Annotated in this window: 23 protein-coding genes and 1 other RNA gene; 18 read left to right on the top strand and 6 right to left on the bottom strand. The window is 62.7% G+C overall.

Translation table 11 applies throughout. The annotated features are described in order from the left end of the window. Window positions 1–21: 21 nt before the first annotated feature. Both IFT76_RS06465 and zapE read left to right on the top strand, forming a co-directional pair. Window positions 22–1,371 carry a tryptophan--tRNA ligase gene (locus IFT76_RS06465; RefSeq protein ID WP_192057673.1) on the top strand — a complete coding sequence of 450 codons (1,350 nt, stop codon included), beginning with the start codon at window positions 22–24 and terminating at the stop codon, window positions 1,369–1,371. 85 nt (window positions 1,372–1,456) lie between these two features. Then, window positions 1,457–2,551 (top strand): cell division protein ZapE, encoded by a 1,095-nt coding sequence (zapE, locus tag IFT76_RS06460; RefSeq protein ID WP_122479484.1) that lies wholly within the window; start codon window positions 1,457–1,459, stop codon window positions 2,549–2,551. A gap of 165 nt (window positions 2,552–2,716) precedes the next feature. Here the strand turns inward: zapE and IFT76_RS06455 are convergent, their stop codons facing one another. Beyond that, window positions 2,717–3,613, bottom strand: coding sequence for a helix-turn-helix domain-containing protein (locus IFT76_RS06455; RefSeq protein WP_185794209.1), 897 nt, complete (start codon window positions 3,611–3,613; stop codon window positions 2,717–2,719). Between the two features lie 287 nt (window positions 3,614–3,900). Beyond that, a complete protein-coding gene (locus IFT76_RS06450) occupies window positions 3,901–4,941 on the bottom strand; it encodes an NADP(H)-dependent aldo-keto reductase (RefSeq protein WP_192057672.1) in 1,041 nt (346 codons plus the stop codon). Between the two features lie 251 nt (window positions 4,942–5,192). Here IFT76_RS06450 and rplM point away from each other — a divergent pair, with 251 nt between their 5' ends. The 7 genes from rplM to IFT76_RS06415 all read left to right on the top strand — a co-directional run bounded on the left by rplM (window position 5,193) and on the right by IFT76_RS06415 (window position 9,853). After that, entirely contained in the window at window positions 5,193–5,621 is a 429-nt protein-coding gene (gene rplM / locus IFT76_RS06445) for a 50S ribosomal protein L13 (RefSeq protein ID WP_043186791.1), read from the top strand. 14 nt (window positions 5,622–5,635) lie between these two features. Next, a complete protein-coding gene (gene rpsI, locus IFT76_RS06440; protein WP_122479481.1) occupies window positions 5,636–6,028 on the top strand; it encodes a 30S ribosomal protein S9 in 393 nt (130 codons plus the stop codon). Window positions 6,029–6,160: 132 nt separating this feature from the next. Next, window positions 6,161–6,769: a ubiquinol-cytochrome c reductase iron-sulfur subunit gene (gene petA / locus IFT76_RS06435; RefSeq protein WP_185794208.1), complete on the top strand. Its 609-nt coding sequence runs from the start codon at window positions 6,161–6,163 to the stop codon at window positions 6,767–6,769. Continuing rightward, window positions 6,769–7,983: a cytochrome b gene (locus IFT76_RS06430; protein ID WP_244647865.1), complete on the top strand. Its 1,215-nt coding sequence runs from the start codon at window positions 6,769–6,771 to the stop codon at window positions 7,981–7,983. The genes petA and IFT76_RS06430 overlap by 1 nt, the downstream gene beginning before the upstream one ends. Next, window positions 7,980–8,702, top strand: coding sequence for a cytochrome c1 (locus IFT76_RS06425; protein ID WP_122479480.1), 723 nt, complete (start codon window positions 7,980–7,982; stop codon window positions 8,700–8,702). The genes IFT76_RS06430 and IFT76_RS06425 overlap by 4 nt, the downstream gene beginning before the upstream one ends. Window positions 8,703–8,786: 84 nt before the next feature. Then, the gene (locus tag IFT76_RS06420; RefSeq protein ID WP_049860608.1) at window positions 8,787–9,404 is read left to right on the top strand and encodes a glutathione S-transferase N-terminal domain-containing protein; all 618 of its coding nucleotides are present in this window, start codon (window positions 8,787–8,789) and stop codon (window positions 9,402–9,404) included. A 17-nt stretch (window positions 9,405–9,421) separates the two neighbouring features. Continuing rightward, window positions 9,422–9,853: a ClpXP protease specificity-enhancing factor gene (locus IFT76_RS06415; protein ID WP_122479479.1), complete on the top strand. Its 432-nt coding sequence runs from the start codon at window positions 9,422–9,424 to the stop codon at window positions 9,851–9,853. A gap of 52 nt (window positions 9,854–9,905) precedes the next feature. On the opposite strand, the gene IFT76_RS06410 is transcribed toward IFT76_RS06415, so the two are convergent. The 4 genes from IFT76_RS06410 to IFT76_RS06395 form a co-directional block, all read right to left on the bottom strand. Beyond that, entirely contained in the window at window positions 9,906–10,484 is a 579-nt protein-coding gene (locus tag IFT76_RS06410) for a BON domain-containing protein (RefSeq protein WP_122479478.1), read from the bottom strand. Beyond that, entirely contained in the window at window positions 10,481–11,074 is a 594-nt protein-coding gene (locus IFT76_RS06405) for a phosphoheptose isomerase (RefSeq protein ID WP_122479477.1), read from the bottom strand. The genes IFT76_RS06410 and IFT76_RS06405 overlap by 4 nt, the downstream gene beginning before the upstream one ends. A gap of 120 nt (window positions 11,075–11,194) precedes the next feature. Continuing rightward, the gene (locus IFT76_RS06400; RefSeq protein WP_122479476.1) at window positions 11,195–11,566 is read right to left on the bottom strand and encodes a YraN family protein; all 372 of its coding nucleotides are present in this window, start codon (window positions 11,564–11,566) and stop codon (window positions 11,195–11,197) included. Continuing rightward, the gene (locus tag IFT76_RS06395) at window positions 11,566–13,359 is read right to left on the bottom strand and encodes a penicillin-binding protein activator (RefSeq protein ID WP_192057671.1); all 1,794 of its coding nucleotides are present in this window, start codon (window positions 13,357–13,359) and stop codon (window positions 11,566–11,568) included. The genes IFT76_RS06400 and IFT76_RS06395 overlap by 1 nt, the downstream gene beginning before the upstream one ends. Before the next feature lie 164 nt (window positions 13,360–13,523). Between IFT76_RS06395 and rsmI the strand changes: the two genes are divergently transcribed. From rsmI to mraY, 9 genes are all read left to right on the top strand, one after another. After that, entirely contained in the window at window positions 13,524–14,426 is a 903-nt protein-coding gene (gene rsmI / locus IFT76_RS06390; RefSeq protein ID WP_192057670.1) for a 16S rRNA (cytidine(1402)-2'-O)-methyltransferase, read from the top strand. A 76-nt stretch (window positions 14,427–14,502) separates the two neighbouring features. Next, window positions 14,503–14,878: RNase P RNA component class A (gene rnpB, locus IFT76_RS06385), an RNA gene on the top strand. A 339-nt stretch (window positions 14,879–15,217) separates the two neighbouring features. Further along, a complete protein-coding gene (gene mraZ / locus IFT76_RS06380) occupies window positions 15,218–15,673 on the top strand; it encodes a division/cell wall cluster transcriptional repressor MraZ (protein WP_192057669.1) in 456 nt (151 codons plus the stop codon). Then, a complete protein-coding gene (gene rsmH, locus IFT76_RS06375) occupies window positions 15,670–16,617 on the top strand; it encodes a 16S rRNA (cytosine(1402)-N(4))-methyltransferase RsmH (protein WP_163007610.1) in 948 nt (315 codons plus the stop codon). The genes mraZ and rsmH overlap by 4 nt, the downstream gene beginning before the upstream one ends. After that, a complete protein-coding gene (gene ftsL / locus IFT76_RS06370) occupies window positions 16,614–16,907 on the top strand; it encodes a cell division protein FtsL (RefSeq protein WP_122479472.1) in 294 nt (97 codons plus the stop codon). The genes rsmH and ftsL overlap by 4 nt, the downstream gene beginning before the upstream one ends. Next, a complete protein-coding gene (locus tag IFT76_RS06365; protein WP_163007622.1) occupies window positions 16,907–18,652 on the top strand; it encodes a peptidoglycan D,D-transpeptidase FtsI family protein in 1,746 nt (581 codons plus the stop codon). Before ftsL ends, IFT76_RS06365 begins: the two co-directional genes overlap by 1 nt. Further along, window positions 18,652–20,115 carry a UDP-N-acetylmuramoyl-L-alanyl-D-glutamate--2,6-diaminopimelate ligase gene (locus IFT76_RS06360; RefSeq protein WP_192057668.1) on the top strand — a complete coding sequence of 488 codons (1,464 nt, stop codon included), beginning with the start codon at window positions 18,652–18,654 and terminating at the stop codon, window positions 20,113–20,115. The genes IFT76_RS06365 and IFT76_RS06360 overlap by 1 nt, the downstream gene beginning before the upstream one ends. Further along, window positions 20,108–21,475 carry a UDP-N-acetylmuramoyl-tripeptide--D-alanyl-D-alanine ligase gene (locus IFT76_RS06355; RefSeq protein WP_192053605.1) on the top strand — a complete coding sequence of 456 codons (1,368 nt, stop codon included), beginning with the start codon at window positions 20,108–20,110 and terminating at the stop codon, window positions 21,473–21,475. Before IFT76_RS06360 ends, IFT76_RS06355 begins: the two co-directional genes overlap by 8 nt. Then, window positions 21,475–22,557, top strand: a complete 1,083-nt coding sequence (mraY, locus tag IFT76_RS06350) for a phospho-N-acetylmuramoyl-pentapeptide-transferase (RefSeq protein ID WP_122479468.1) — start codon at window positions 21,475–21,477, stop codon at window positions 22,555–22,557. The genes IFT76_RS06355 and mraY overlap by 1 nt, the downstream gene beginning before the upstream one ends. Window positions 22,558–22,559 lie beyond the last annotated feature (2 nt).

Raw genomic sequence — 22,559 nt, 5'->3', positions numbered from 1 at the left:
CCCCTGAACAAGAACCGACCCATGACCACTCGTATCCTGACCGGTATCACCACCACTGGCACGCCTCACCTGGGCAACTACGCCGGGGCCATTCGCCCGGCGATCGTTGCCAGTCGGCAGAGTGACGCCGACTCGTTCTATTTCCTGGCCGACTACCACGCCCTGATCAAATGCGATGACCCGCTGCGCATTCAGCGTTCGCGTCTGGAAATCGCCGCCACCTGGCTGGCATCGGGCCTGGACGTGGAACGAGTGACCTTCTACCGGCAGTCCGATATTCCGGAAATCCCCGAGCTGACCTGGTTGTTGACCTGCGTTGCTGCCAAGGGACTGCTCAACCGTGCCCACGCCTACAAGGCCTCGGTCGACCACAACGTCGCCGCCGGGGAAGACCCGGATGCCGGCATTTCCATGGGTTTGTACAGCTATCCGGTACTGATGGCCGCCGACATCCTGATGTTCAACGCGCACAAGGTGCCGGTCGGTCGCGACCAGATCCAGCACGTGGAAATGGCTCGCGACATCGGCCAGCGCTTCAACCATTTGTTCGGCAAGGGCCGCGAGTTCTTCGTCATGCCCCAGGCCTTGATCGAGGAAAGCGTCGCCACCTTGCCGGGCCTGGACGGGCGCAAGATGTCCAAGAGCTACGACAACACCATTCCGTTGTTCACCAGCGCCAGGGACATGAAGGATGCGATCTCGCGCATCGTCACCGACTCGCGCGCCCCAGGCGAGGCGAAGGATCCGGACAACTCGCACCTGTTTACCCTGTTTCAGGCGTTCGCCACGCCCGAGCAGAGCGCCGAGTTCCATGCCGCGCTGCGTGAAGGGCTGGGCTGGGGCGAAGCCAAGGCGCGTCTGTTCAGCCTGCTCGATGCCGAGCTGGGCGAAGCGCGCGAACGCTATCACCACTTCATCGAACGCCCGGCCGAACTGGAAGACATTCTCCTGGCGGGCGCTGCGAAAGCGCGTGCCGTCGCCACGCCGTTCCTGGGTGAGCTGCGCGAAGCAGTGGGGCTGCGCTCTTTCCGCGAGCAGGTCCAGGTGACCACGGCTGGCAAGAAAAAAGCCGCCAAGACCGCACGTTTCGTCAGCTTTCGTGACGACGATGGCAGCTTCCGCTTCCGCCTGCTCGATGCCGGCGGCGAACAACTGCTGCTGTCGCGCAGCTTCCCCGACGGCAAGGCAGCCGGTCAGGTCAGCAAGCAACTGCAACAGGGTAATGAACTGGACATCCGCAGCGATGCCGAAAGCTTCACGCTGTGGCTGGACGACACCTGCGTGGCCGACGGCCCGTCGTTCACCACGGCAGAAGCGCGCGATACCGCCGTCCAGGCATTGCGCCAGGCGCTGCAGCCTCAAGGGGAGTGATGCGACACCCTGTCGCAAAGCTCATTGCCATTATCCTGGGCCGTCGCTACAGTGACGGCCCGTTTTTGTTGCCTTGCTAACGAATATGACGCCCCTAGAACGATACCAAGCCGATCTCAAACGTCCCGAATTCTTCCACGACGCCGCCCAGGAAAATGCCGTCCGCCACCTGCAGCGTCTGTACGACGACCTGGTCGCTGCCGGCACCAGCAAGCCAGGCGTGTTCGGCAAGCTGTTCGGCAAGAAGGAACCCAAGCTGGTCAAGGGGATTTACTTCTGGGGCGGCGTTGGCCGTGGCAAGACCTACCTGGTCGACACCTTCTTCGATGCCTTGCCGTTCGAGCAGAAGGTGCGCACGCACTTTCACCGTTTCATGAAGCGCGTGCACGAGGAACTGAAAACCCTCAAGGACGTGAAAAACCCGCTGACGGTCATCGCCAAGCGCTTCTCCGACGAGGCGCGGGTGATCTGCTTCGATGAATTCTTCGTTTCCGACATCACCGATGCAATGATTCTCGGCACCCTGATGGAAGAGCTGTTCAAGAACGGCGTGACGCTGGTGGCGACTTCCAACATCGTGCCCGATGGCTTGTACAAGGATGGCCTGCAGCGAGCGCGTTTCCTGCCGGCGATCGCGCTGATCAAGGAGCATACCGAGATCGTCAACGTCGACAGCGGCGTCGACTATCGCCTGCGCCACCTGGAACAGGCCGAGCTGTTCCATTCGCCGCTCGATGAGGCCGCTCAGGCCAGCATGCGCGAAAGCTTCAAGGCGCTGACGCACAACAGCACCAAGGTGGTCGAGAACGATCCCTTGATGATCGAGAACCGCGAGATCCGTGCGCTGCGCACCTGCGATGACGTGGCCTGGTTCGAATTCCGCGAGCTGTGCGATGGCCCGCGTAGCCAGAACGACTACATCGAGTTGGGCAAGATCTTCAACGCCGTGCTGCTCAGCGGTGTCGAGCAGATGAGCGTGACCACCGACGATATCGCTCGCCGCTTCATCAACATGGTCGACGAGTTCTACGATCGCAACGTGAAGCTGATCATCTCGGCCGAAGTGGAACTCAAGGACCTGTACACCGGCGGGCGTTTGAACTTCGAGTTCCAGCGCACCTTGAGCCGACTGTTGGAGATGCAGTCCCACGAGTTCCTGTCGCGCGCGCACAAGCCCTGACATACCGCGGCGCCTGGTTCGCGGCCGCTGACCGCTCCTACAAAATTCCTGCTTGGCACGGACTTGTGTGGGAGCGGTCCGATGTTGCGCCCTTCGCGGCCGCTGACCGCTCCAACAATTCCCGGTAGGAGCGGTCAGCGGCCGCGAAGGGCACGGCGCTGTCGTTCAGGCCTCCTGCATGAACTGCTGGCGATAGCCGTTGGGCGACAGTTCGGTGTGCTGGCGGAACAGCCTGGCGAAGAAACTGGCATCGTCGTAGCCCACCTCGTAGCTGATGGTCTTGACGCTCTTGCGGGTACCCGACAACAGCCCCTTGGCGGTTTCGATGCGCAATCGCTGCAGGTAGTGCAGCGGCTTGTCACCGGTGGCGGCATGGAAGCGACGCATGAAGTTGCGAATGCTCATGCCGCGTTCGCGTGCGACATCTTCGAAGCGGAATTTCTCGGCGAAATGCTCTTCCAGCCATTGCTGTATATGCAGGATCGGCACGTCGCGATGCAGCTTCTGCCCGCCGAAGCCGATGCGTCCAGGTGTATAGCTGCGCTGCACCTCGTACAGGGTATCGCGCGAGACCGCCTGAGCCACGTGGGCGCCACAGAACCGCTCGATCAGGTGAATGTACAGGTCACAGGCCGATACCGGTCCGCCGGCGCAGAACAGGTTGTCGGCGTCGGTCAGGTGCTTGTCCTGATTGAGCCGAACGCTTGGAAAGCGCTGTCTGAATTCCTCGAAGAAACGCCAGTAGGTGGTTGCCTCCTTGCCGTCCAGCAAGCCACTGGCGGCCAGCCAGAACACGCCGCTCGCCTCACCGCACAGCACAGCGCCGCGCGCGTGTTGAGCGCATAGCCAGGGCAGCACCTGGGGGTAGCGCGCGGCAGCGCTGTCGAAGTCGCCCCAGCAGGCAGGCAGGATGATCAGGTCGGCATCTTCGAGGCCACCGTCCACGGGCAGCATGACGTCACTGAAACTGCGCACCGGTAGCGCATCCGGGCTGACCAGGCGTGTCTCGAAGAGGGCGTGGCGTTCCAGGCCCATCTGCTTGCCATAACGCAGGCTGGCCATGTGGAAGAAGTCCTTGGCCTGCATCAGGGTCGAGGCCATGACCTGGTCGGTGGCCAGAATGCAGACGCGCCGCAGCGCGGGCGTATGGGGCGTGAAGATCATGATTTTATTCTTGTGGGGTGAAAGCGGTCAGGATATGGCCGAAGCGTCGTTGGGTTCAAGCGAGGTCGAGAATGGGGAGGTTGATTGCTTCGCGGCCGCTGACCGCTCCTGCGAAAGATCCATACGATCCGGTAGGAGCGGCCAGTGGCCGCGAAGAGGTCATCACGAACGGCAACGATCAGAAATCAGGGCGCCGGATTCGGCTGCGCCTTATGGATCGCCTCGATACCCGCCAGCACGTCTTCGGACAGCACCAAATCAATGCTCGCCAGGTTGCTGTCCAATTGCTCCAGCGAGGTCGCGCCAATGATGTTGCTGGTCACGAACGGCTGCGCGGTGACGAAGGCCAGAGCCATCTGCGCCGGGTCCAAACCATGTTCGCGGGCCAGCTCTACGTAGCGGCTGGTGGCAGCGACCGCCTGCTCATTGGCATAGCGGGTAAAGCGGCTGAACAGCGCCAGACGACTGCCAGCCGGCCGCGCGCCGTTCTCGAACTTGCCCGAGAGCATGCCGAACGCCAGGGGCGAGTAGGCCAGCAGCCCGCACTGCTCGCGGATCGCCACTTCGGCCAGGCCTACTTCGAATGTGCGGTTGAGCAGGTTGTAGGGGTTCTGGATGGACACCGGGCGGGGCAGGTTGCCGCTGTCGGCCAGGCCCAGGAACTTCATCGCGCCCCAGGGGGTTTCGTTGGACAGCCCGACATGCCTGATCTTGCCGGCCTTGACCTGCTCGTCGAGCACCTGCAGGGTTTCCTGCAGCGGGGTATCGAGCTGATCCTGGGTGTGCTGGTAGCCCAGCTTGCCGAAGAAATTGGTGCTGCGCTCCGGCCAGTGCAACTGATAGAGATCGATCCAGTCGGTCTGCAACCGCTGCAGGCTGGCGTCCAGCGCCGCAACGATATGCGCGCGGTTGAACTTCAGCTGGCCATCGCGGATGTGGCTGATGCCATTGCCGGGGCCTGCGATCTTGCTGGCCAGGATCCAGTCGGCGCGGTCGCCCTGGCGCTTGAACCAGTTGCCGATCACCCGCTCGGTGGCGGCATAGGTTTCCGGGCGCGGGGGCACCGGGTACATTTCTGCGGTGTCGATGAAATTGATGCCGGCCGCCTTGGCCCTTTCTATCTGCGCGAAGCCTTGCTCCTCGGTGTTCTGCTCGCCCCAGGTCATGGTGCCCAGGCACAGCGCGCTCACGTTCAGATCGGTACGTCCCAGCTGGCGATAGTGCATCGGTGACTCCTCTTGGCAAAGGAATCATAAAAGCAGGTTGATATTTTTTTCGCAATCTGGATAATTCGGCCCCTCTCTGCGAAGTGGAAGTGATGCCCCGCCTCCCGGAAGAATTTTGCCGTGTATGCGACGCGAAGACCCGAGCCCCCCAAAAGTGTCCCGTGCCCGGCTGCCTTTGACTTGTCAAAGTAAGCACTATTCAGTAAGATCCGCCGTCTCTTTTTGCTGGGCGGCCCCTGAGGCTATAAAGAATGAAAACTTTTACTGCTAAACCGGAAACAGTAAAGCGCGACTGGTTCGTCGTTGATGCTGCTGGTCAGACCCTGGGTCGTCTGGCTACAGAAATCGCGAGCCGTCTGCGTGGCAAGCACAAGCCTGAGTACACTCCTCACGTTGACACCGGCGACTATATCGTCGTCATCAACGCCGAGCAGGTGCGTGTCACTGGTGCCAAGACCACTGACAAGATCTACTACTCCCACTCCGGTTTCCCGGGCGGTATCAAGTCGATCAACTTTGAAAAGCTGATCGCCAAGGCGCCTGAGCGCGTGCTCGAGACCGCGGTCAAGGGCATGCTGCCCAAGAACCCGCTGGGTCGCGACATGTACCGTAAGCTGAAAGTCTATGCGGGCGCTGCTCACCCTCATACTGCTCAGCAGCCCCAAGAACTGAAGTTTTAACGGAATAGTTCATTATGTCGGCGACTCAAAATTACGGCACTGGCCGTCGCAAGACCGCAACCGCTCGCGTTTTCCTGCGTCCGGGCACCGGTAAGATCTCCATCAACAATCGCACTCTGGAAACCTTCTTCGGTCGCGAAACTGCCCGCATGGTAGTTCGTCAACCGCTGGAGCTGACCGAGAATACCGAGAAGTTCGACATCTACGTCACCGTTATCGGTGGTGGTGTCAGCGGTCAGGCCGGTGCGATCCGTCACGGTATCACTCGTGCACTGATGGACTACGACGAAGCACTGCGTCCGGCCCTGCGTAAAGCAGGCTTCGTGACTCGCGATGCTCGTGAAGTTGAACGTAAGAAAGTCGGTCTGCGTAAAGCGCGTAAGCGTCCGCAGTACTCGAAGCGTTAATTCGCGTCTTCGTTCCAGAAAAAACCCGGTTCTCGCGAGCCGGGTTTTTTTTCGCCCGTCAATCCTTGGGAGGCGCTGGTACACTGCGCGCAAGACAATGCACACGCCTGTTGCAGCAGGCTAAGGTAAATGATGGCAGATGAGCAGGGCGGCGCGTGTGACATCGACCAGGGTCGCCGACGCTTTCTGGTCGGCACCACGACGCTGGTAGGCGCTGCCGGCGCAGTGGCTGCAGCAGTGCCCTTCGTGGCGTCATGGCAGCCCAGCGCGAAAGCCCGCGCAGCAGCCGCGCCGGTGAAGGTGAATATCGCCAAGATCGAACCGGGGCAGCAGATGGTTGTCCAGTGGCGCGGCCAACCCGTTTTCATCTGCCGACGCACGCCGCAGATCCTCGAACGCCTGGCCCAGAACACCGAGCATCTGGCCGATCCCCAGTCGCGCGATTCCGATCAGCCAGGCTATGTCGACCCAGCCCTGCGAGCCATCAAGCCCGAAGTGCTGGTGGTGGTGGGTATCTGTACGCACCTGGGGTGTTCGCCGACCTTTCGTCCCGAGGTCGCCGCCGCCGACCTCGGGCCGGACTGGCAGGGCGGGTATTTCTGCCCGTGTCACGGCTCGCACTACGATCTTGCCGGACGGGTCTTCAAGGCACAGCCCGCGCCGTTGAACCTGGCCGTGCCCGCGCATCACTACGAAAGTGCCGAGGTACTGGTGCTGGGTGTCGACGGGGAGGGCGCCTGATGCGTGGCCTGCTGCAGTGGATCGAGGCGCGTCTGCCGGTGGGCAGGGTATGGCGTGATCATCTGAGCCATTACTACGTCCCCAAGAACCTGAATTTTTTCTATATCTTCGGCTCGCTCGCGCTGTTGATGCTGCTCAACCAGTTGCTTACCGGCATCTGGTTGACCATGAACTACACAGCCACCGCCGAAGGCGCCTTCGCCTCCATCGAATACATCATGCGCGACGTCGAATATGGCTGGCTCCTGCGCTACCTGCATTCGACCGGTGCGTCGGCATTTTTCATCGTGATCTACCTGCACATGTTCCGCGGGCTGCTGTATGGCTCCTATCAAAAGCCGCGCGAGCTGGTGTGGGTCTTCGGCATGTCGCTCTACCTGCTGCTGATGGCGGAAGCGTTCATGGGCTACCTGCTGCCGTGGGGGCAGATGTCGTATTGGGGCGCGCAGGTGATCATTTCCCTGTTCGGAGCGATTCCGATCGTGGGCGCTGACCTGGCTCAGTGGATCCGCGGTGACTATCTGGTTTCGGGTATCACCTTGAACCGTTTCTTCGCGTTGCACGTGGTGGCATTACCGCTGCTGATCGTGGGGCTGGTGGTGCTGCACATTCTCGCGTTGCACGAAGTAGGCTCGAACAACCCCGACGGCATCGATATCAAGCAGCTTCGGGATGCCGATGGCAAGCCGCTGGATGGCATTGCCTTCCATCCGTACTACACGGTCAAGGACCTGCTCGGGGTGGCGATCTTTCTCTTTGTGTTCAGCGCGGTGGTGTTCTTCTTTCCGCAGATGGGCGGCTATTTCCTGGAGCCGGCCAACTTCGAGCCTGCAAACGTGCTCAAGACGCCCGAACATATCGCGCCGGTCTGGTACTTCACCCCGTTCTACGCCATCTTGCGCGCCGTTCCCGACAAGCTCATGGGGGTGCTGGCCATGGCTTTCGCGATTGCCATCCTGTTCGTGCTGCCATGGCTGGACCGCAGCCCGGTCAAGTCGATGCGCTACAAAGGCTGGTTCAGTCGCGCGGCGCTGGCGCTGTTCTGCGTGGCGTTCGTGACGCTGGGCTACGTCGGCATGCAACCGGCCACGGTCATCACCACCTGGATAGCGCGGGGGGGCGTGGTGCTGTACTTCGGCTATTTCCTGGCCATGCCGCTGTACACGCGACGGGAGATCACCCGGCCGGTACCCGATCGGATCCCTCGCCGATGAAATTCATGATTGCCGTCTTGCTGTTGCTGGCCCTGCCGCGGGCCTGGGCGGACCCGGTGGCGCCGCTGGTGCGCCCGGTGGCGATCGAGGTGACCGACAAGGCGGCCTTGCGAGACGGTGCAAGCACCTTCGTCGGCTATTGCATGGGCTGCCACGGGGCCAGGTTTCAGCGTTACCAGACAGTGGCCGACGACCTGGGCATACCCTATGAGCAAATGCTGCAGACCTTGGCCCCAGCCGGCGCAGCCATTGCCGATCACATGCAGACGCGCCTGCAGCCGGCCGATGCCAAGGCCTGGTTCGGCGCCGAGGTGCCCGACCTGACCCTGGTGGCTCGTGTGCGCGGCACGGACTGGCTGCACGCCTACCTGCTCGGCTTTCACGCCGACCCCCAGCGCCCCTGGGGTGTGAACAATGTCGTCTACCCCAACGTAGGCATGCCCAACGTGCTGGAAAGCCTGCAGGGCCGCCAGGTGCTCGACTGCCCCGAACCCACGGGCCAGCCGTGTACGCAGCTGCGGGTGATACCCGGTACCGGCAGCCTCGATGCGCAGCAATTCGACGCCAAGGTACGGAATCTGGTGGCCTTCCTGGCGTACTCGGCCGATCCGGCAAAGGCACAGAGCCGGCAGATCGGTATGTACGTGCTGCTGTACCTGGCGCTACTCATCATCCTTGCTTACTTGCTGAAACGCGAATACTGGAAGGACGTGCGTTGAAAGTGCGGTAAACTGCGCGGCTTGCTTGCGCCCCCTGCCGGTGGCGCTCGTTTTTGCATTCATACATTCGCGAGGAGGACCGCCATGGGCGTGACCAATCGGTTGGCCTGTTACTCCGACCCCGCCGACCACTATTCTCATCGGGTGCGTATTGTTCTCGCCGAGAAAGGCGTCAGCGCAGAGATCATCAACGTGGAGGGCGGTCGCCTGCCACCCAGGCTGATCGAAGTGAACCCCTACGGCAGCACGCCGACACTGGTCGATCGCGATCTGGCCCTGTTCGAATCGACCGTGGTGATGGAATACCTCGACGAACGCTATCCGCATCCGCCACTGCTGCCGGTGTACCCGGTGGCACGTGCCAACAGCCGGTTGCTGATCCATCGTATCCAGCGCGACTGGTGCGGCCTGGCGGACCTGATTCTGGACCCGCGCAGCAAGGAAGCCGCCCGCGTGCAGGCGCGCAAGGAATTGCGCGAAAGCCTGACCGGTGTTTCGGCCTTGTTCGCCGACAAGCCCTGCTTTCTCAGCGATGAGCAAAGTCTGGTCGACTGCTGTCTACTGCCGATACTCTGGCGCTTGCCGATCATGGGTATCGAACTGCCGCGGCCTGCCAAGCCGCTGCTCGACTATATGGAACGTCAGTTCGCGCGGGAGGCCTTCAAGGCCAGCCTGTCCGCGGCTGAACGTGAAATGCGCTAGGTTTTGAGGAGCCGTTGATGAACTCCAGTCGTCCCTATTTGATCCGCGCGCTATACGAGTGGATCGTTGACAATGACTGCACCCCGCACATGCTGGTCAATGCCGAGTATCCCTCGGTCCAGGTGCCGCAAGGTTTCGCCAGCGATGGCCAGATCGTGCTGAACGTGTCACCCAGCGCTGTGCGCAACCTGCACATGGACAACGAGGCGGTCAGCTTCGACGGTCGCTTCGGTGGTGTGTCGCACACGCTGTTCGTGCCTTCGGGTGCCATCCTCGGTATCTACGCCCGGGAGAATGGCCAAGGCATGGTCTTCGACCTGGAGTCGCCCGAGCTGGACGAGGAAGAAGCCGAGTTCGAAGACATCGTCGAATCCGATGACGACGTTCCACCGCCAGGCAACCCGCCGCCGCGCCCAACCGGGCGGCCGAGTCTGAAAGTGGTGAAATGAAAAAAGGCGATCCGCAAGGATCGCCTTTTTTCATGGTGGTGAACGGCTGTGGTCAGTCGATGTACTCGAACAGCTTGACGATCTTCTGCACACCGGAGACGCCTTGCACCAGGTTGGTGGCGCGGGTGGCCTCGGCCTGGGTCAGCAGGCCCAACAGGTAAACGATGCCGTTCTCGGTCACGACTTTGATGCGCGAACCGGGGATGGCGCTGTCGGCCAGCATCTGGGTCTTGATCTTGGTGGTCAGCCAGGCGTCGTTGTTGCGCGCCAGCAACGAGGAAGGCGCCAGCACCTGGATCTCGTTGTGGACCTTCTTGACTCGCTGCACTTCGCTGGCGGCCTGCTCGGCCAGGGCCTTGAGGTCGGCGCGCGGCGTCTGCCCGGCGAGCAGGACCACACCGTTGTAGCTGGTCACGACGACATGGGAGTTCTTGTCCAGGTCGATGTTGGCCTTGGCAATGTTCACCGATACCTTGGTTTCGATCAGCGAATCGTCGATCTTGCTGCCCAGGGTGCGGGTACCGCGATCATCGTCGATCGGGTTGTCGCGGGTGGCGGTCAGGACCGAGCTGCAGCCGGTGACGCTCAAGGCCAGGCTCAGGGCCACTAGGGCAAGGCGGTTACGCTTCATTCTTCACTCCCGAACAGTTGGCTGTCGATCAAGTCGCAGAGACAGTGGATCGCCAGCAGGTGAACTTCCTGGATGCGTGCCGTGACGTTGGCTGGCACGCGGATCTCGACGTCTTCGGGCAACAACAGGGAGGCCATGCCGCCCCCGTCGCGGCCGGTCAGAGCCACCACGACCATGTCGCGGTCGTGGGCGGCCTGGATCGCCTGGATGATGTTGGCCGAGTTGCCGCTGGTGGAGATGGCCAGCAACACGTCGCCCGGCTGGCCCAGCGCGCGGATCTGCTTGGAGAATACCTCGTTGAAGCTGTAGTCGTTGGCGATCGAGGTAATCGTCGAGCTGTCGGTGGTCAGGGCGATGGCAGGCAGGCTGGGGCGTTCGCGTTCGAAGCGGTTGAGCAGTTCGGACGAGAAGTGCTGGGCATCGCCGGCCGAGCCGCCATTGCCGCAGGAAAGCATCTTGCCATCGCTGAGCAAGGCACCCACCATGACCTGGCTGGCTTGTTCGATGTACGGTGCAAGGACTTCCATCGCCTGTTGCTTGGTATCGATACTGGCCTGGAAAAGCTGGCGAATTCGGGATTGCATGTCCATCAAGGTGACCTTAAGTAGGGCGGCTGGTCGGGCAAGACCGCAACGCGGCGGTGGTTCCCGGCACAAGAATGTGCAGCCCGCAAAGCAAAGAGCAAAAACCGGTGGCAAGGGTGTCGAGTGTCAGCTGTCGAAGGCATTGCGGATCCAGTTCAGGCGCGTGGCCCGAGTGCCGGTGCCTTCCAGGGCGATCACGTCGAAACGGCATGGATGCTGGGCCCAGCGCGCTTCCTTGATGAGGAAATATTGCGCGGCCAGCACCAGCTTTTGGCGTTTGCGGGCGTCGATACTGGCCAACGCTCCACCCCATTGTGCATGCAGGCGATAGCGGACCTCGACGAATACTACTGTATCGCCATCTAGCATGACCAGATCAAGCTCGCCTCGTTTGCACAGCCAGTTCTGCGCCAGCAGCGTCAAGCCCTGTGCGCACAAGTGCTCCAGGGCTTGCTGCTCGGCCTCGCGACCCGCCTGCTGGCGGGGGCTCAGCGACATTACGGCGTGGTGTTGGGCAGGCGCTGGACCTGGCCACCGGCGAACTGCGCCCACGGCAATTGGCGCTCGATGCGTTGGCTGGCGCTCATGCCAAGGTTGCCGGACAGGCCTTCGATGCGGCTGTCGGGCAGGGCCTTGAGCTGGCCCAGGCGTGCGGCCAGGGTGTAGGCGTCAACGCCCATGGCATACAGTCGGCCCATGCTGCCGTTGGCCTGCGGCCACTGGCGGGTAACCTGCTGGCGCAACGGATTGCTGGTGTCGAGCAACCACGGCGTCTCGCAGAAGCGGATGCCGGTCATGTCGTTGTACTGGGCCTGATCGCCGCTGGCGCTGAACACGTGCGAAGTGGCATAGACCGGCAGGTCGCCGGCGTACTGGAAGTTCAAGGTCGGCTTGATCTGCTGGGCCTGCTGCGGTGTGGCGGCGAGGAAGATGAAGTCGATGTCCTGGCGACGCGATCCCTGTGTCCCGGTGCTGCTCTGCAGGCCGCTGCCGGCGTTGCGCACGTTGAGCATGTCGGCGATCTGTTGGGCCAGTTGGACCGGCTGGTCGACGCGTTCGGCTGCAACCAGCGTGCCGCCGTTGGCTTCCCAGTCCTGGCGGAAGGCATTGAGCACACGGTCGCCCCACTCACCCTTGGGGATCATTGCCGCAGCGCTGTGCAAGCCGTCGGCACGTGCGCGACGGGACACTTCGCGCGCTTCGTCTTCGGCGGCCAGGCCGAATTGGAACAGCTGGGGTGGACCGAGCTGGTTGTTGTCGCTGTAGTTCAATGCCAGGGTTGGCAGGGGCAGCTGGGTGCGTGCCGCCAGTTGCTTGACCAGAGGTTTCTCCAGCGGGCCGATTACCAGTTGCACGCCTTGCGCCTGCGCCTGGCGGTAGAAGTCGTCGAGCGAGCTGAGGCGCGAGCTGTCGATCACGTCGATGACCGGCGGCTTCTGCCCGGCTTGCTGGGCTTGGTAGTACGCCGCCATGAAGCCTTCGCGCAAGGCGCGGGCCACGCCTGCCAACTGGCCTTCCTGTGGCAGCAGCAGGGCGATTCGGGTCAGCGGCTGGCTGGCCAGGGCCTTGAGTTTGACCAAGGGGGTAGGCAGCTGTCTGGCGGCAGGGTGAGCCGCGTGCTGGGCCACCCAGGTATCGATGGCGGCCTGCTGCTGTTCCAGGGTGCCTGCCGATTTGACGGCCAGGGCCAGGCTCAGCCAGCCGGCGAAGTCGTCGGTGCCCTGGTTTTGCAACTGCTCCACCGGCAGCGAACCCACCAGTGCCCAGATGGCTTCGTGATTCTGGCCGGCGACCTCGCCACTGAGCAGGGGTGCCACGAATACGCGCTCGCGCGCCGCAGCCAGGATCTGCCCGTCGGCTTCCAGGGCCCGGGCGCGCACCAGATGCGCGCGTACCTGCTGGTCTGCGGGCAGCTCGCCCAGGCGCTGCAGGCTCGGATGATCGAGGGCGGCAAGCGCGGCCTTGGCATCGTTGCGGGTCAGTGCGAGCTCTGCGCCCAGGGTGCTGGCCAATATCTGCAGGCCTGGCTTGAGCAGTTCGATTCGCACTTGCTGCAGGATCTGCGCGGCGCGGGTTGGATCGCCCTGGCGAGCGGCCTGGTCTGCCGCGCTCAAGCGCAAGGCTGCCGCTTCTTCCGGCGACTTGCTGGCGGTGGCGCGTTCGAGCAGCTGCTCGACGGTCGCGTCCGGCGTGCGCGGCAGCTCACCGAGATTGGATGAAGGCGAACTGGCGCACGCGGCCAGCAAGGCGGCGAGGCATAGGGCAGATAGAAGCCGCAGGCAGGCTGTCATGGATATCTTCCTGATTTACTCGATCAATAGACGGGCAAGTGTACCCAAGCATCGGCCGGGGTGCGACGAGGATGGCAAGCCTGTCCTTATATAGGACAAGCAAATGTTTCACGTCGGCCGTGCCGGATCGCTGGGCGAGCACTGGCTGGCCTGGAGCCTGTACAATGCGGGTTTGGCCGAACGACAAGGTGTGTGCTGTGACTGCTTCAAGCGCTTCTAATTCCACCCTAGGCACACTTTATGTAGTGGCTACGCCCATCGGCAATCTGGACGACATGAGCGCGCGCGCGTTGAAGATCCTGGGCGAAGTAGCGTTGATCGCGGCCGAGGATACCCGCCATTCGGTGCGTCTGATGCAGCACTTCGGTTTGAATACGCCGCTGGCGGCCTGCCACGAGCACAACGAGCGGGACGAAGGCAGCCGTTTCATCCAGCGGCTGCTGGCGGGTGATGACATCGCGCTGATTTCCGATGCGGGTACACCGCTGATCTCCGACCCCGGTTATCACCTGGTGCGTCAGGCGCGTGCGGCGGGCGTGCAGGTAGTGCCGGTCCCCGGTCCCTGTGCCTTGATCGCGGCGCTGTCGGCGGCTGGCCTGCCGTCGGACCGTTTCATCTTCGAAGGTTTCCTGCCGGCCAAGACCGCCGGTCGCTGTGCGCGCCTGGAGCAGGTCAGGGAAGAACCGCGCACCTTGATCTTCTACGAGGCGCCGCATCGCATACTCGAATGCCTGCAGGACATGGAGAAAGTCTTCGGCGGTGAACGTTCTGCACTGCTGGCGCGCGAATTGACGAAAACCTTTGAAACCCTCAAAGGCCTGCCGCTGTCCGAGTTGCGTGCATTCGTGGAAGCCGACAGCAATCAGCAGCGCGGCGAGTGCGTGGTACTGGTGGCGGGATGGACTGCGCCGGTCAGCGACGAGGCCGTCAGCACCGAAGTCATGCGCATTCTGGACCTGCTGCTGGCAGAGATGCCGCTCAAGCGCGCTGCCGCGGTGGCGGCCGAGATCACCGGCGTGCGCAAGAATCTGCTCTACCAGGTGGCCCTGGAAAAGCAGAAGGCGTGAGATTGGTTCGGCTCCAGGTCGATCGGAGCGATAAAAGCTTGTCCTGGCCGGTGCATGTCGTTAACCTGCGCGCCGGAGAGTCGATCGGACAGTCGCTGCCTGTTTTTGTTCCGCAACCCAGGTTGCTGGGCAGAGCGGGGGGAGGAAAGTCCGGGCTCCATAGGGCAGAGTGCCAGGTAATGCCTGGGAGGCGCGAGCCTACGGAAAGTGCCACAGAAAATAACCGCCTAAGCGCGCAAGCGCCGGTAAGGGTGAAAAGGTGCGGTAAGAGCGCACCGCACGTCTGGCAACAGTTCGTGGCTAGGTAAACCCCACTCGGAGCAAGATCAAATAGGGTTCCATATGGCGCGGCCCGCGTTGGAACCGGGTAGGTTGCTAGAGGTGTCCAGCGATGGCCATCGTAGAGGAATGACTGTCCTCGACAAAACCCGGCTTACAGATCGACTCTCCACCTATTTCCTTCGCGTCGCTTCGTTGTCCCTTGCGCTGTTTCGCAGAAAAAAACGGCTACCAAACCCCCTTTGGTAATGTCGAAAAAATCTTAGTCTTGAGACTCTACTTTAAGTTCAAGACGCAGATGCTTGAACTCAAACGGCTTTGTTCCTCCCCGACGCGTCTCAAATACCGTCTTCCCTTCATTTTGCGTTCTAAATCTCCGATCTATAAGGCTTTTCCCTACAGACGCGCCTTGACGGTGTGGTGGGGGGGTTCCTATAGTGTGCGCGAGTGGCGGGAAGTGGCGAAAAGTGGGTTTTTCGAGTGTAAAAGTCTGAGTTCAGGGGAAGCGCGACGTGTTTCGTGGAGCAAATCCGATCAACCTCGATGCCAAGGGACGGCTCGCAATGCCGAGTCGGTATCGTGACGAGTTGGATTCCAAATGCGCCGGCCAGCTGATCATCACGGTCGATACCATCGACCCCTGCCTGTGTGTCTACCCGCTGGATGAATGGGAACTCATCGAGGCCAAGCTTCGCGCCCTGCCATCGCTGGTGGAAAGCAACCGGCGCCTGCAGCGCCTGCTGATCGGCAATGCCGTCGACCTCGAGCTCGACGGCAGCGGACGTTTCCTGGTGCCTCCACGCCTGCGCGAGTACGCCCGGCTGGAGAAGCACGCGATGCTGGTCGGCCAGCTGAACAAGTTTCAATTGTGGGACGAGGGTGCGTGGAATGCCGTCAGTGCGGCAGACCTTGCAGCTATACAACAACCGGGCGCCATGCCCGAAGAATTGCGTGATTTGATCTTGTGACTATTGATAGCGGCTTCAACCACATCACCGTGCTGCTCGACGAGGCCGTCGAGGCTCTGGCCGTGCGCGACGATGGTTGCTATCTGGACGGCACCTTCGGCCGTGGCGGCCATAGCCGCCTGATCCTGCGCCACCTGGGGCCCGACGGCCGCCTGTTGGGGTTCGACAAGGACCCTCAAGCGATTGCCACCGGGCAAGCGCTGGCGGCCGAAGACGGCCGCTTTGTCATTGTACAGCGCAGCTTTGCCGAACTTGGCGCCGAAGTGCGCGAGCGCGGCATGCATGGCAAGGTCAGCGGCATCCTGCTCGACCTGGGGGTTTCATCGCCACAGCTCGACGATGCCGAGCGCGGCTTCAGCTTCCTGCATGACGGCCCGCTGGACATGCGCATGGACCCTTCGCGCGGCATGAGCGCGGCCCAGTTCATCGCAACCGCTGCCGAGGAAGAAATCGCCCGCGTCTTCAAGGAATACGGCGAGGAGCGCTTCGCCCGGCGCATGGCACGTGCGGTGGTGCAGCGTCGCGAAGTGCAGCCGTTCGAGCGCACCGCCGACCTGGCCGAGGTGCTCAAGGTTGCCAACCCGGCGTGGGAGAAGGGCAAGAACCCGGCAACCCGCGCCTTCCAGGGCCTGCGCATTCACGTCAACAATGAACTGGCCGACCTCGAGGCAGGCCTCGAGGCTGCCCTCGATGCACTGGAAATCGGCGGCCGTCTGGTAGTGATCAGCTTTCATTCCCTGGAAGACCGCATCGTCAAACTGTTCATGCGCAAACTGACCAAGGGCGAAGCCGACAACCTGCCGCGCAACCTGCCGGTGCGTTTCGAAGCCTTCGTACCCAAAGCCAAGCTGCACGGCAAGGCGCAATTCGCCTCCGAAACCGAGCTCAGGGCCAACCCGCGTTCGCGCAGCGCCGTCATGCGTGTCGCGGAGAAGCTGCGATGAGCAAGCTCCTCAACAAGCCGCTGCCAGGCGGCAGTTTTCTCATGCTGCTGCTGTTCATCGCCGTGCTGGTTTCGGCCATCGGCGTTTCCTACAGTGCGCACATCAATCGGCAGTTGCTCAATACGCTGTACGGCGAGCTCAGCGATCGCGACAAGGCGCAGGCCGAGTGGGGGCGCCTGATCCTGGAGCAAAGCACCTGGACCGCGCACAGCCGTATCGAAACCCTGGCCGCCGAACAACTGAAAATGCGCATCCCGGATGCCGCTGAAATTCGCATGGTGTCGCCATGATGAAGCTCGACGGGGCCTTGTTCCCGTGGCGGTTCCGCCTGATGGTCGGCCTGCTGTTGCTGCTGGTCGCCGGTATCGTTGCGCAGATCGTCTACCTGCAGGTCATCAACCGTGACTTCCTGATCGGTCAGGGCGATGCGCGCAGCATGCGCCACATCCCCATTCCTGCGCACCGTGGTTTGATCACCGACCGCAACGGCGAGCCTCTGGCCGTGAGCACGCCGGTGACCACCCTGTGGGCCAATCCCAAGGAAATGCAGCTGTCCAAGGACAAGTGGCCCGAACTGGCGCGCGCGCTTGGGCAGGAGCCCAAGGCTTTGGCCGCCCGTCTCGAGGCGCAGGCGAGCAAGGAATTCATCTACCTGGTACGTGGCCTGACGCCTGAACAAGGCGCCTCGGTGCTCGACCTGAAAACCCCGGGTGTCTACGGCATCGAGGAATTCCGCCGGTTCTATCCGGCCGGCGATGTCACTGCGCACATGGTCGGTTTCACCGACCTCGACGATCACGGCCGTGAAGGCGTCGAGCTGGCCTATGACGAGTGGCTGGCCGGCGTGCCCGGCAAGCGTCAGGTCATCAAGGACCGGCGCGGCCGGCTGATCAAGGACGTCCAGGTGACCAAGAATGCCAAGGCCGGAAAGACCTTGGCATTGTCCATTGACCTGCGCCTGCAATACCTGGCCAGCCGCGAACTGCGCAACGCCATCAACGAGAACGAAGCCAAGGCCGGCAGCATGGTCATCATGGACGTGAAGACCGGCGAAGTGCTGGCCATGGTCAACCAGCCTACCTACAACCCCAACAATCGCCGCACCATGTTGCCGGCGGCGATGCGCAACCGGGCGATCATCGACGTGTTCGAGCCGGGCTCGACCATGAAGCCGATCTCGATGAGTGCGGCGCTTGAAACCGGCCGCTGGAAACCCACCGACAAGGTGGACGTCTACCCCGGTACCTTGCAGATCGGCCGCTACACCATCAAGGACGTGACCAAGACCGAAGGCCCGGTGCTCGACCTGACCGGCATCCTGATCAACTCCAGTAACGTGGGCATGAGCAAGGTCGCCTTCGACATCGGCGGTGAAAGCATCTACCGGGTGATGTCGGCGGTCGGCCTGGGCCAGTACACCGGCCTGGGCTTCCCGGGCGAGCGCGTCGGCAACCTGCCCAACCATCGCGAATGGCGCAAGGCCGAGACCGCGACGCTGTCCTACGGCTACGGCCTGTCGGTGACGGCGCTGCAGCTGGTGCACGCCTATGCGGCGATCGCCAACAACGGCCGAATCGTGCCGCTGACCATTCTCAAGAGCGACCAGCCGCCGACCGCGGCGCAGGTCATCCCCGAGAAGGTCGCCAAGACCGTGCAGGGCATGCTTCAGCAAGTCATCGAAGACACCCGCGGCGTTTATCGCGCACGGGTGCCTTCGTATCACGTGGCAGGCAAGTCGGGTACCGCGCGCAAGGCCACCATCGGCTCGCGTGGGTATACCGAGAACGCCTATCGCTCGCTGTTCGCAGGGTTCGGCCCGATGAGCGACCCGCGCTACGCCATCGTGGTGGTGATCGACGAACCCAGCAAGGGTGGCTACTACGGTGGTCTGGTCAGCGCGCCAGTGTTCAGCAAGGTGATGTCCGGCACGTTGCGCCTGATGAACGTGCAGCCCGACAACCTGCCACCGCCCGTGCCACAGCAGCAGGTGAACGCCGCACCGGCGACTCCATTGATAAAAGGAGGGCGCGGCTGATGACCATGCCCCTGAGCAAGCTTTTTCCCGAAGCCAGCCGCGATCCGCTGATTCGCGAGTTGACCCTGGACAGCCGCAACGTTCGCCCCGGCGACCTGTTCCTGGCCGTGCCTGGAAGCAAAGTCGATGGCCGTGCGCACATCGCCGACGCCCTCAAGCTGGGTGCCGCCGCCGTGGCATACGAAGTGGATGGCAGCACCGTGCTGCCGCTCACCGATGTACCACTGATTCCCGTGAAAGGCTTGATCGCGCAGCTGTCGAGCATTGCCGGGCGTTTCTACGGCGAGCCGAGTCGGCTGGTCAATCTGGTCGGCGTGACCGGTACCAACGGCAAGACCAGCATCACCCAACTGGTCGCCCAGGCACTCGATGCGCTGGGCGAGCACTGCGGCCTGATCGGCACCTTGGGCACCGGTTTCTACGGCGCCCTGCAGAGCGGCCGACTGACGACCCCCGACCCGATCGCCGTGCAGTCCACCTTGTATGACCTGAAAAAGGGCGGTGCCCATGCCGTGGCCATGGAAGTGTCGTCGCACGCGCTCGATCAAGGCCGCGTGGCCGCGCTGGATTTCGACATCGCGGTGCTGAGCAACCTGTCTCGCGACCATCTGGACTACCACGGCAGCATGCAGGCCTATGCAGCGGCCAAGGCGCGGCTGTTCGCCTGGCCGGGGCTCAAGTGCCGCGTGCTCAATCTGGACGACGAATTCGGTCGGCAGTTGGCCGAGCAGGAACAGGACTCACGCTTGATCACCTACAGCCTCGCCGACAGCGCCGCGACGCTGTTCTGCCGCGACACCCGCTTCGACGACCACGGCGTGCGCGCCACCCTGGTCACCGCGCACGGGGAATACAGCCTGAGCAGCCGCCTGCTCGGGCGCTTCAACTTGAGCAACGTACTGGCGGCGGTAGGGGTGCTGATGGGCATGGCCTATCCGCTCGACGACATCCTCAAGGTCATACGCAACGTCGAAGGCCCTGTTGGCCGCATGCAGCGCCTGGGTGGCGCAAGCAAGCCGCTGGTAGTGGTCGACTATGCCCATACGCCCGATGCTCTGGACCAGGTGCTGCAAGCCTTGCGCCCCCATGCCAAGGGCCGGTTGCTGTGCCTGTTCGGCTGCGGCGGTGATCGCGACAGCGGCAAGCGTCCATTGATGGCCGAGGTGGCCGAGCGTCTCGCCGACCGTGTGCTGGTGACCGACGACAACCCTCGCAGCGAAGATCCGCTGCGCATCTTCGACGACATTCGCGCCGGCTTCTCCAGTGCCGCCAACGCAACGTTCGTGGCTGGCCGTGGCGCGGCCATCGCCCAGCTGATAGGCGCTGCCTCGGTCGATGACGTGATCGTGTTGGCCGGCAAGGGGCACGAAGACTATCAAGAGATCAATGGTGAGCGTCAGCCGTTCTCCGACCTGCAGCAGGCCGAACAGGCCCTGGCCGCATGGGGGACCGTCGATGCTTGACGCCATGACCCTCAGCCAGTTGGCCGACGCCTTGCAAGGCCGCGTGCGTGGCGGTGATGCGCGCTTCGACGGCGTCAGCATAGACAGCCGTGCCATCGTTGCCGGCGATCTGTTCGTCGCGCTGGCCGGTCCTCGCTTCGATGGCCATGACTATCTCGACGAGGTGGCTGCCAAGGGAGCAGTAGCCGCGTTGGTGCAACGCGAAGTTGCTGGCACGACGCTGCCCCAGCTGGTGGTGGCCGATACGCGCCTGGCGCTGGGTCAGCTCGGTGCGCTGAACCGCGCTGCGTTCAGCCATCCGGTGGCAGCCATCACCGGCTCCAGCGGCAAGACCACGGTCAAGGAAATGCTCGCCAGCATCCTGCGTACACAAGGTGCGGTGCTGGCCACCCGTGGCAACCTGAACAATGACCTGGGCGCGCCGCTGACGCTGCTCGAGCTGGCGCCACAGCACACGGCAGCGGTGATCGAGCTGGGCGCGTCGCGCCTGGGCGAAATCGCCTACACCGTGGGCCTCACGCGTCCACAGGTAGCACTGATCACCAATGCGGGCACCGCTCACGTCGGCGAATTCGGCGGCCCGGAAAAGATCGTCGAAGCCAAGGGCGAGATTCTCGAAGGCCTGGGCGAGGGCGGTACGGCCGTTCTCAATCTCGACGACAAGGCTTTTGCAATCTGGCAGGCGCGTGCCGGCCAGCATGCCGTGCTGACCTTCTCGCTGGACAACGCCAAGGCTGACTTTCATTCCAGCGCCCGTCACAGCGATGCGCGCGGCTGCCCGTCCTTCACCCTGCATGGCCCTGACGGCGAGGTGCCAGTCCAGCTCAACCTGCTCGGTACCCACAACGTGCTCAATGCCCTGGCAGCCGCTGCCGCGGCCCATGCCCTGGGTGTGACGCTGGCCGGCATCCAGGCAGGCCTCAACGCGGTGCAGCCGGTCAAGGGCCGCACCGTGGCGCAGCTCGCGGTCAACGGTGCGCGGGTGATCGACGACACCTACAACGCCAACCCCACCTCGATGTGTGCGGCAATCGATATACTCGCCGGCTTTTCCGGGCGTACCGTCCTGGTTCTCGGCGATATCGGCGAACTGGGCGCCTGGGCCGAAGCGGGCCATCGCCAGGTCGGTGAATACGCGGTCGGCAGAATCGACGCGCTGTACGCGGTGGGCCCATTGATGAGCCACGCAGTCGCTGCGTTCGGTGCTCAGGGCCGACACTTCGCCAACCAGGCAGACCTGATTGCGGCGCTGGGCGCCGAGCAGGGTTCCACTACCACTATTTTGATCAAGGGATCACGCAGCGCGGCGATGGAAAACATCGTGGCGGCACTGTGCGGTCCTGGCGGGGAGAAACACTGATGCTGCTGCTGCTGGCGGAATTTCTGCAACAGTTCTACAAAGGCTTCGCGGTCTTTCAGTACCTGACCCTTCGCGGGATTCTGGGCGTACTGACCGCGCTGTCGCTGGCCCTCTGGTTGGGCCCCTGGATGATCCGCACCCTGCAGATTCGTCAGATTGGCCAAGCGGTGCGCAACGATGGCCCACAATCGCACCTGTCCAAATCCGGCACGCCGACCATGGGCGGCGCCCTCATTCTGTCGGCCATCGCCATCAGCACGCTGCTATGGGCCGACCTGTCCAATCGCTACGTCTGGGTCGTACTGGTCGTCACCCTGTTGTTCGGTGGCATCGGCTGGGTGGACGACTATCGCAAGGTGATCGAGAAAAACTCGCGCGGCCTGCCCAGCCGCTGGAAATACTTCTGGCAATCGGTGTTCGGCCTGGGTGCGGCGGTGTTCCTGTTCATGACCGCGAACAGCCCGGTGGAAACCACCCTGATCATCCCGATGCTCAAGGACGCCAGTATCCCATTGGGTGCCGGCTTCATCGTGCTGACCTACTTCGTCATCGTCGGCTCCAGCAATGCGGTCAACCTCACCGATGGCCTCGACGGCCTGGCGATTCTGCCGACGGTGATGGTGGGCGGCGCGCTGGGGATTTTCTGCTATCTGTCGGGCAACATTAAGTTCGCCGAATACCTGCTGATTCCCTATGTGCCGGGCGCGGGTGAGTTGATCGTCTTCTGCGGCGCGCTGATCGGCGCCGGGCTGGGCTTCCTGTGGTTCAACACCTATCCGGCCCAGGTGTTCATGGGCGACGTCGGCGCGCTGGCGCTGGGCGCCGCGCTGGGCACCATCGCGGTGATCGTGCGTCAGGAGATCGTCCTGTTCATCATGGGCGGCATCTTCGTCGTCGAGACGCTGTCGGTGGTGATCCAGGTCGCCTCGTTCAAGCTGACCGGTCGCCGCGTATTCCGCATGGCACCGATCCATCACCATTTCGAACTCAAGGGCTGGCCCGAACCTCGGGTCATCGTGCGTTTCTGGATCATCACCGTGATTCTGGTGTTGATCGGCCTTGCCACCCTGAAGCTGAGGTAGAA

Origin of the sequence: Pseudomonas sp. CFBP 13727 (genome assembly GCF_014841915.1) — a bacterium.
Classification (GTDB): Bacteria; Pseudomonadota; Gammaproteobacteria; order Pseudomonadales; family Pseudomonadaceae; genus Aquipseudomonas; species Aquipseudomonas baltica.
Note: the sequence above shows the minus strand (reverse complement) of the source record. Positions and strands in the feature narration are given on the sequence as shown.

Coding starts and splice junctions, on each gene's coding strand:
- IFT76_RS06465 (WP_192057673.1), top strand. CDS start 22: ATGACCACTCGTATCCTGACCGGTATCACCACCACTGGCACGCCTCAC.
- zapE (WP_122479484.1), top strand. CDS start 1,457: ATGACGCCCCTAGAACGATACCAAGCCGATCTCAAACGTCCCGAATTC.
- IFT76_RS06455 (WP_185794209.1), bottom strand. CDS start 3,613: ATGGCCAGCCTGCGTTATGGCAAGCAGATGGGCCTGGAACGCCACGCC.
- IFT76_RS06450 (WP_192057672.1), bottom strand. CDS start 4,941: ATGCACTATCGCCAGCTGGGACGTACCGATCTGAACGTGAGCGCGCTG.
- rplM (WP_043186791.1), top strand. CDS start 5,193: ATGAAAACTTTTACTGCTAAACCGGAAACAGTAAAGCGCGACTGGTTC.
- rpsI (WP_122479481.1), top strand. CDS start 5,636: ATGTCGGCGACTCAAAATTACGGCACTGGCCGTCGCAAGACCGCAACC.
- petA (WP_185794208.1), top strand. CDS start 6,161: ATGGCAGATGAGCAGGGCGGCGCGTGTGACATCGACCAGGGTCGCCGA.
- IFT76_RS06430 (WP_244647865.1), top strand. CDS start 6,769: ATGCGTGGCCTGCTGCAGTGGATCGAGGCGCGTCTGCCGGTGGGCAGG.
- IFT76_RS06425 (WP_122479480.1), top strand. CDS start 7,980: ATGAAATTCATGATTGCCGTCTTGCTGTTGCTGGCCCTGCCGCGGGCC.
- IFT76_RS06420 (WP_049860608.1), top strand. CDS start 8,787: ATGGGCGTGACCAATCGGTTGGCCTGTTACTCCGACCCCGCCGACCAC.
- IFT76_RS06415 (WP_122479479.1), top strand. CDS start 9,422: ATGAACTCCAGTCGTCCCTATTTGATCCGCGCGCTATACGAGTGGATC.
- IFT76_RS06410 (WP_122479478.1), bottom strand. CDS start 10,484: ATGAAGCGTAACCGCCTTGCCCTAGTGGCCCTGAGCCTGGCCTTGAGC.
- IFT76_RS06405 (WP_122479477.1), bottom strand. CDS start 11,074: ATGGACATGCAATCCCGAATTCGCCAGCTTTTCCAGGCCAGTATCGAT.
- IFT76_RS06400 (WP_122479476.1), bottom strand. CDS start 11,566: ATGTCGCTGAGCCCCCGCCAGCAGGCGGGTCGCGAGGCCGAGCAGCAA.
- IFT76_RS06395 (WP_192057671.1), bottom strand. CDS start 13,359: ATGACAGCCTGCCTGCGGCTTCTATCTGCCCTATGCCTCGCCGCCTTG.
- rsmI (WP_192057670.1), top strand. CDS start 13,524: ATGCGGGTTTGGCCGAACGACAAGGTGTGTGCTGTGACTGCTTCAAGC.
- ftsL (WP_122479472.1), top strand. CDS start 16,614: ATGAGCAAGCTCCTCAACAAGCCGCTGCCAGGCGGCAGTTTTCTCATG.
- IFT76_RS06365 (WP_163007622.1), top strand. CDS start 16,907: ATGAAGCTCGACGGGGCCTTGTTCCCGTGGCGGTTCCGCCTGATGGTC.
- IFT76_RS06360 (WP_192057668.1), top strand. CDS start 18,652: ATGACCATGCCCCTGAGCAAGCTTTTTCCCGAAGCCAGCCGCGATCCG.
- IFT76_RS06355 (WP_192053605.1), top strand. CDS start 20,108: ATGCTTGACGCCATGACCCTCAGCCAGTTGGCCGACGCCTTGCAAGGC.
- mraY (WP_122479468.1), top strand. CDS start 21,475: ATGCTGCTGCTGCTGGCGGAATTTCTGCAACAGTTCTACAAAGGCTTC.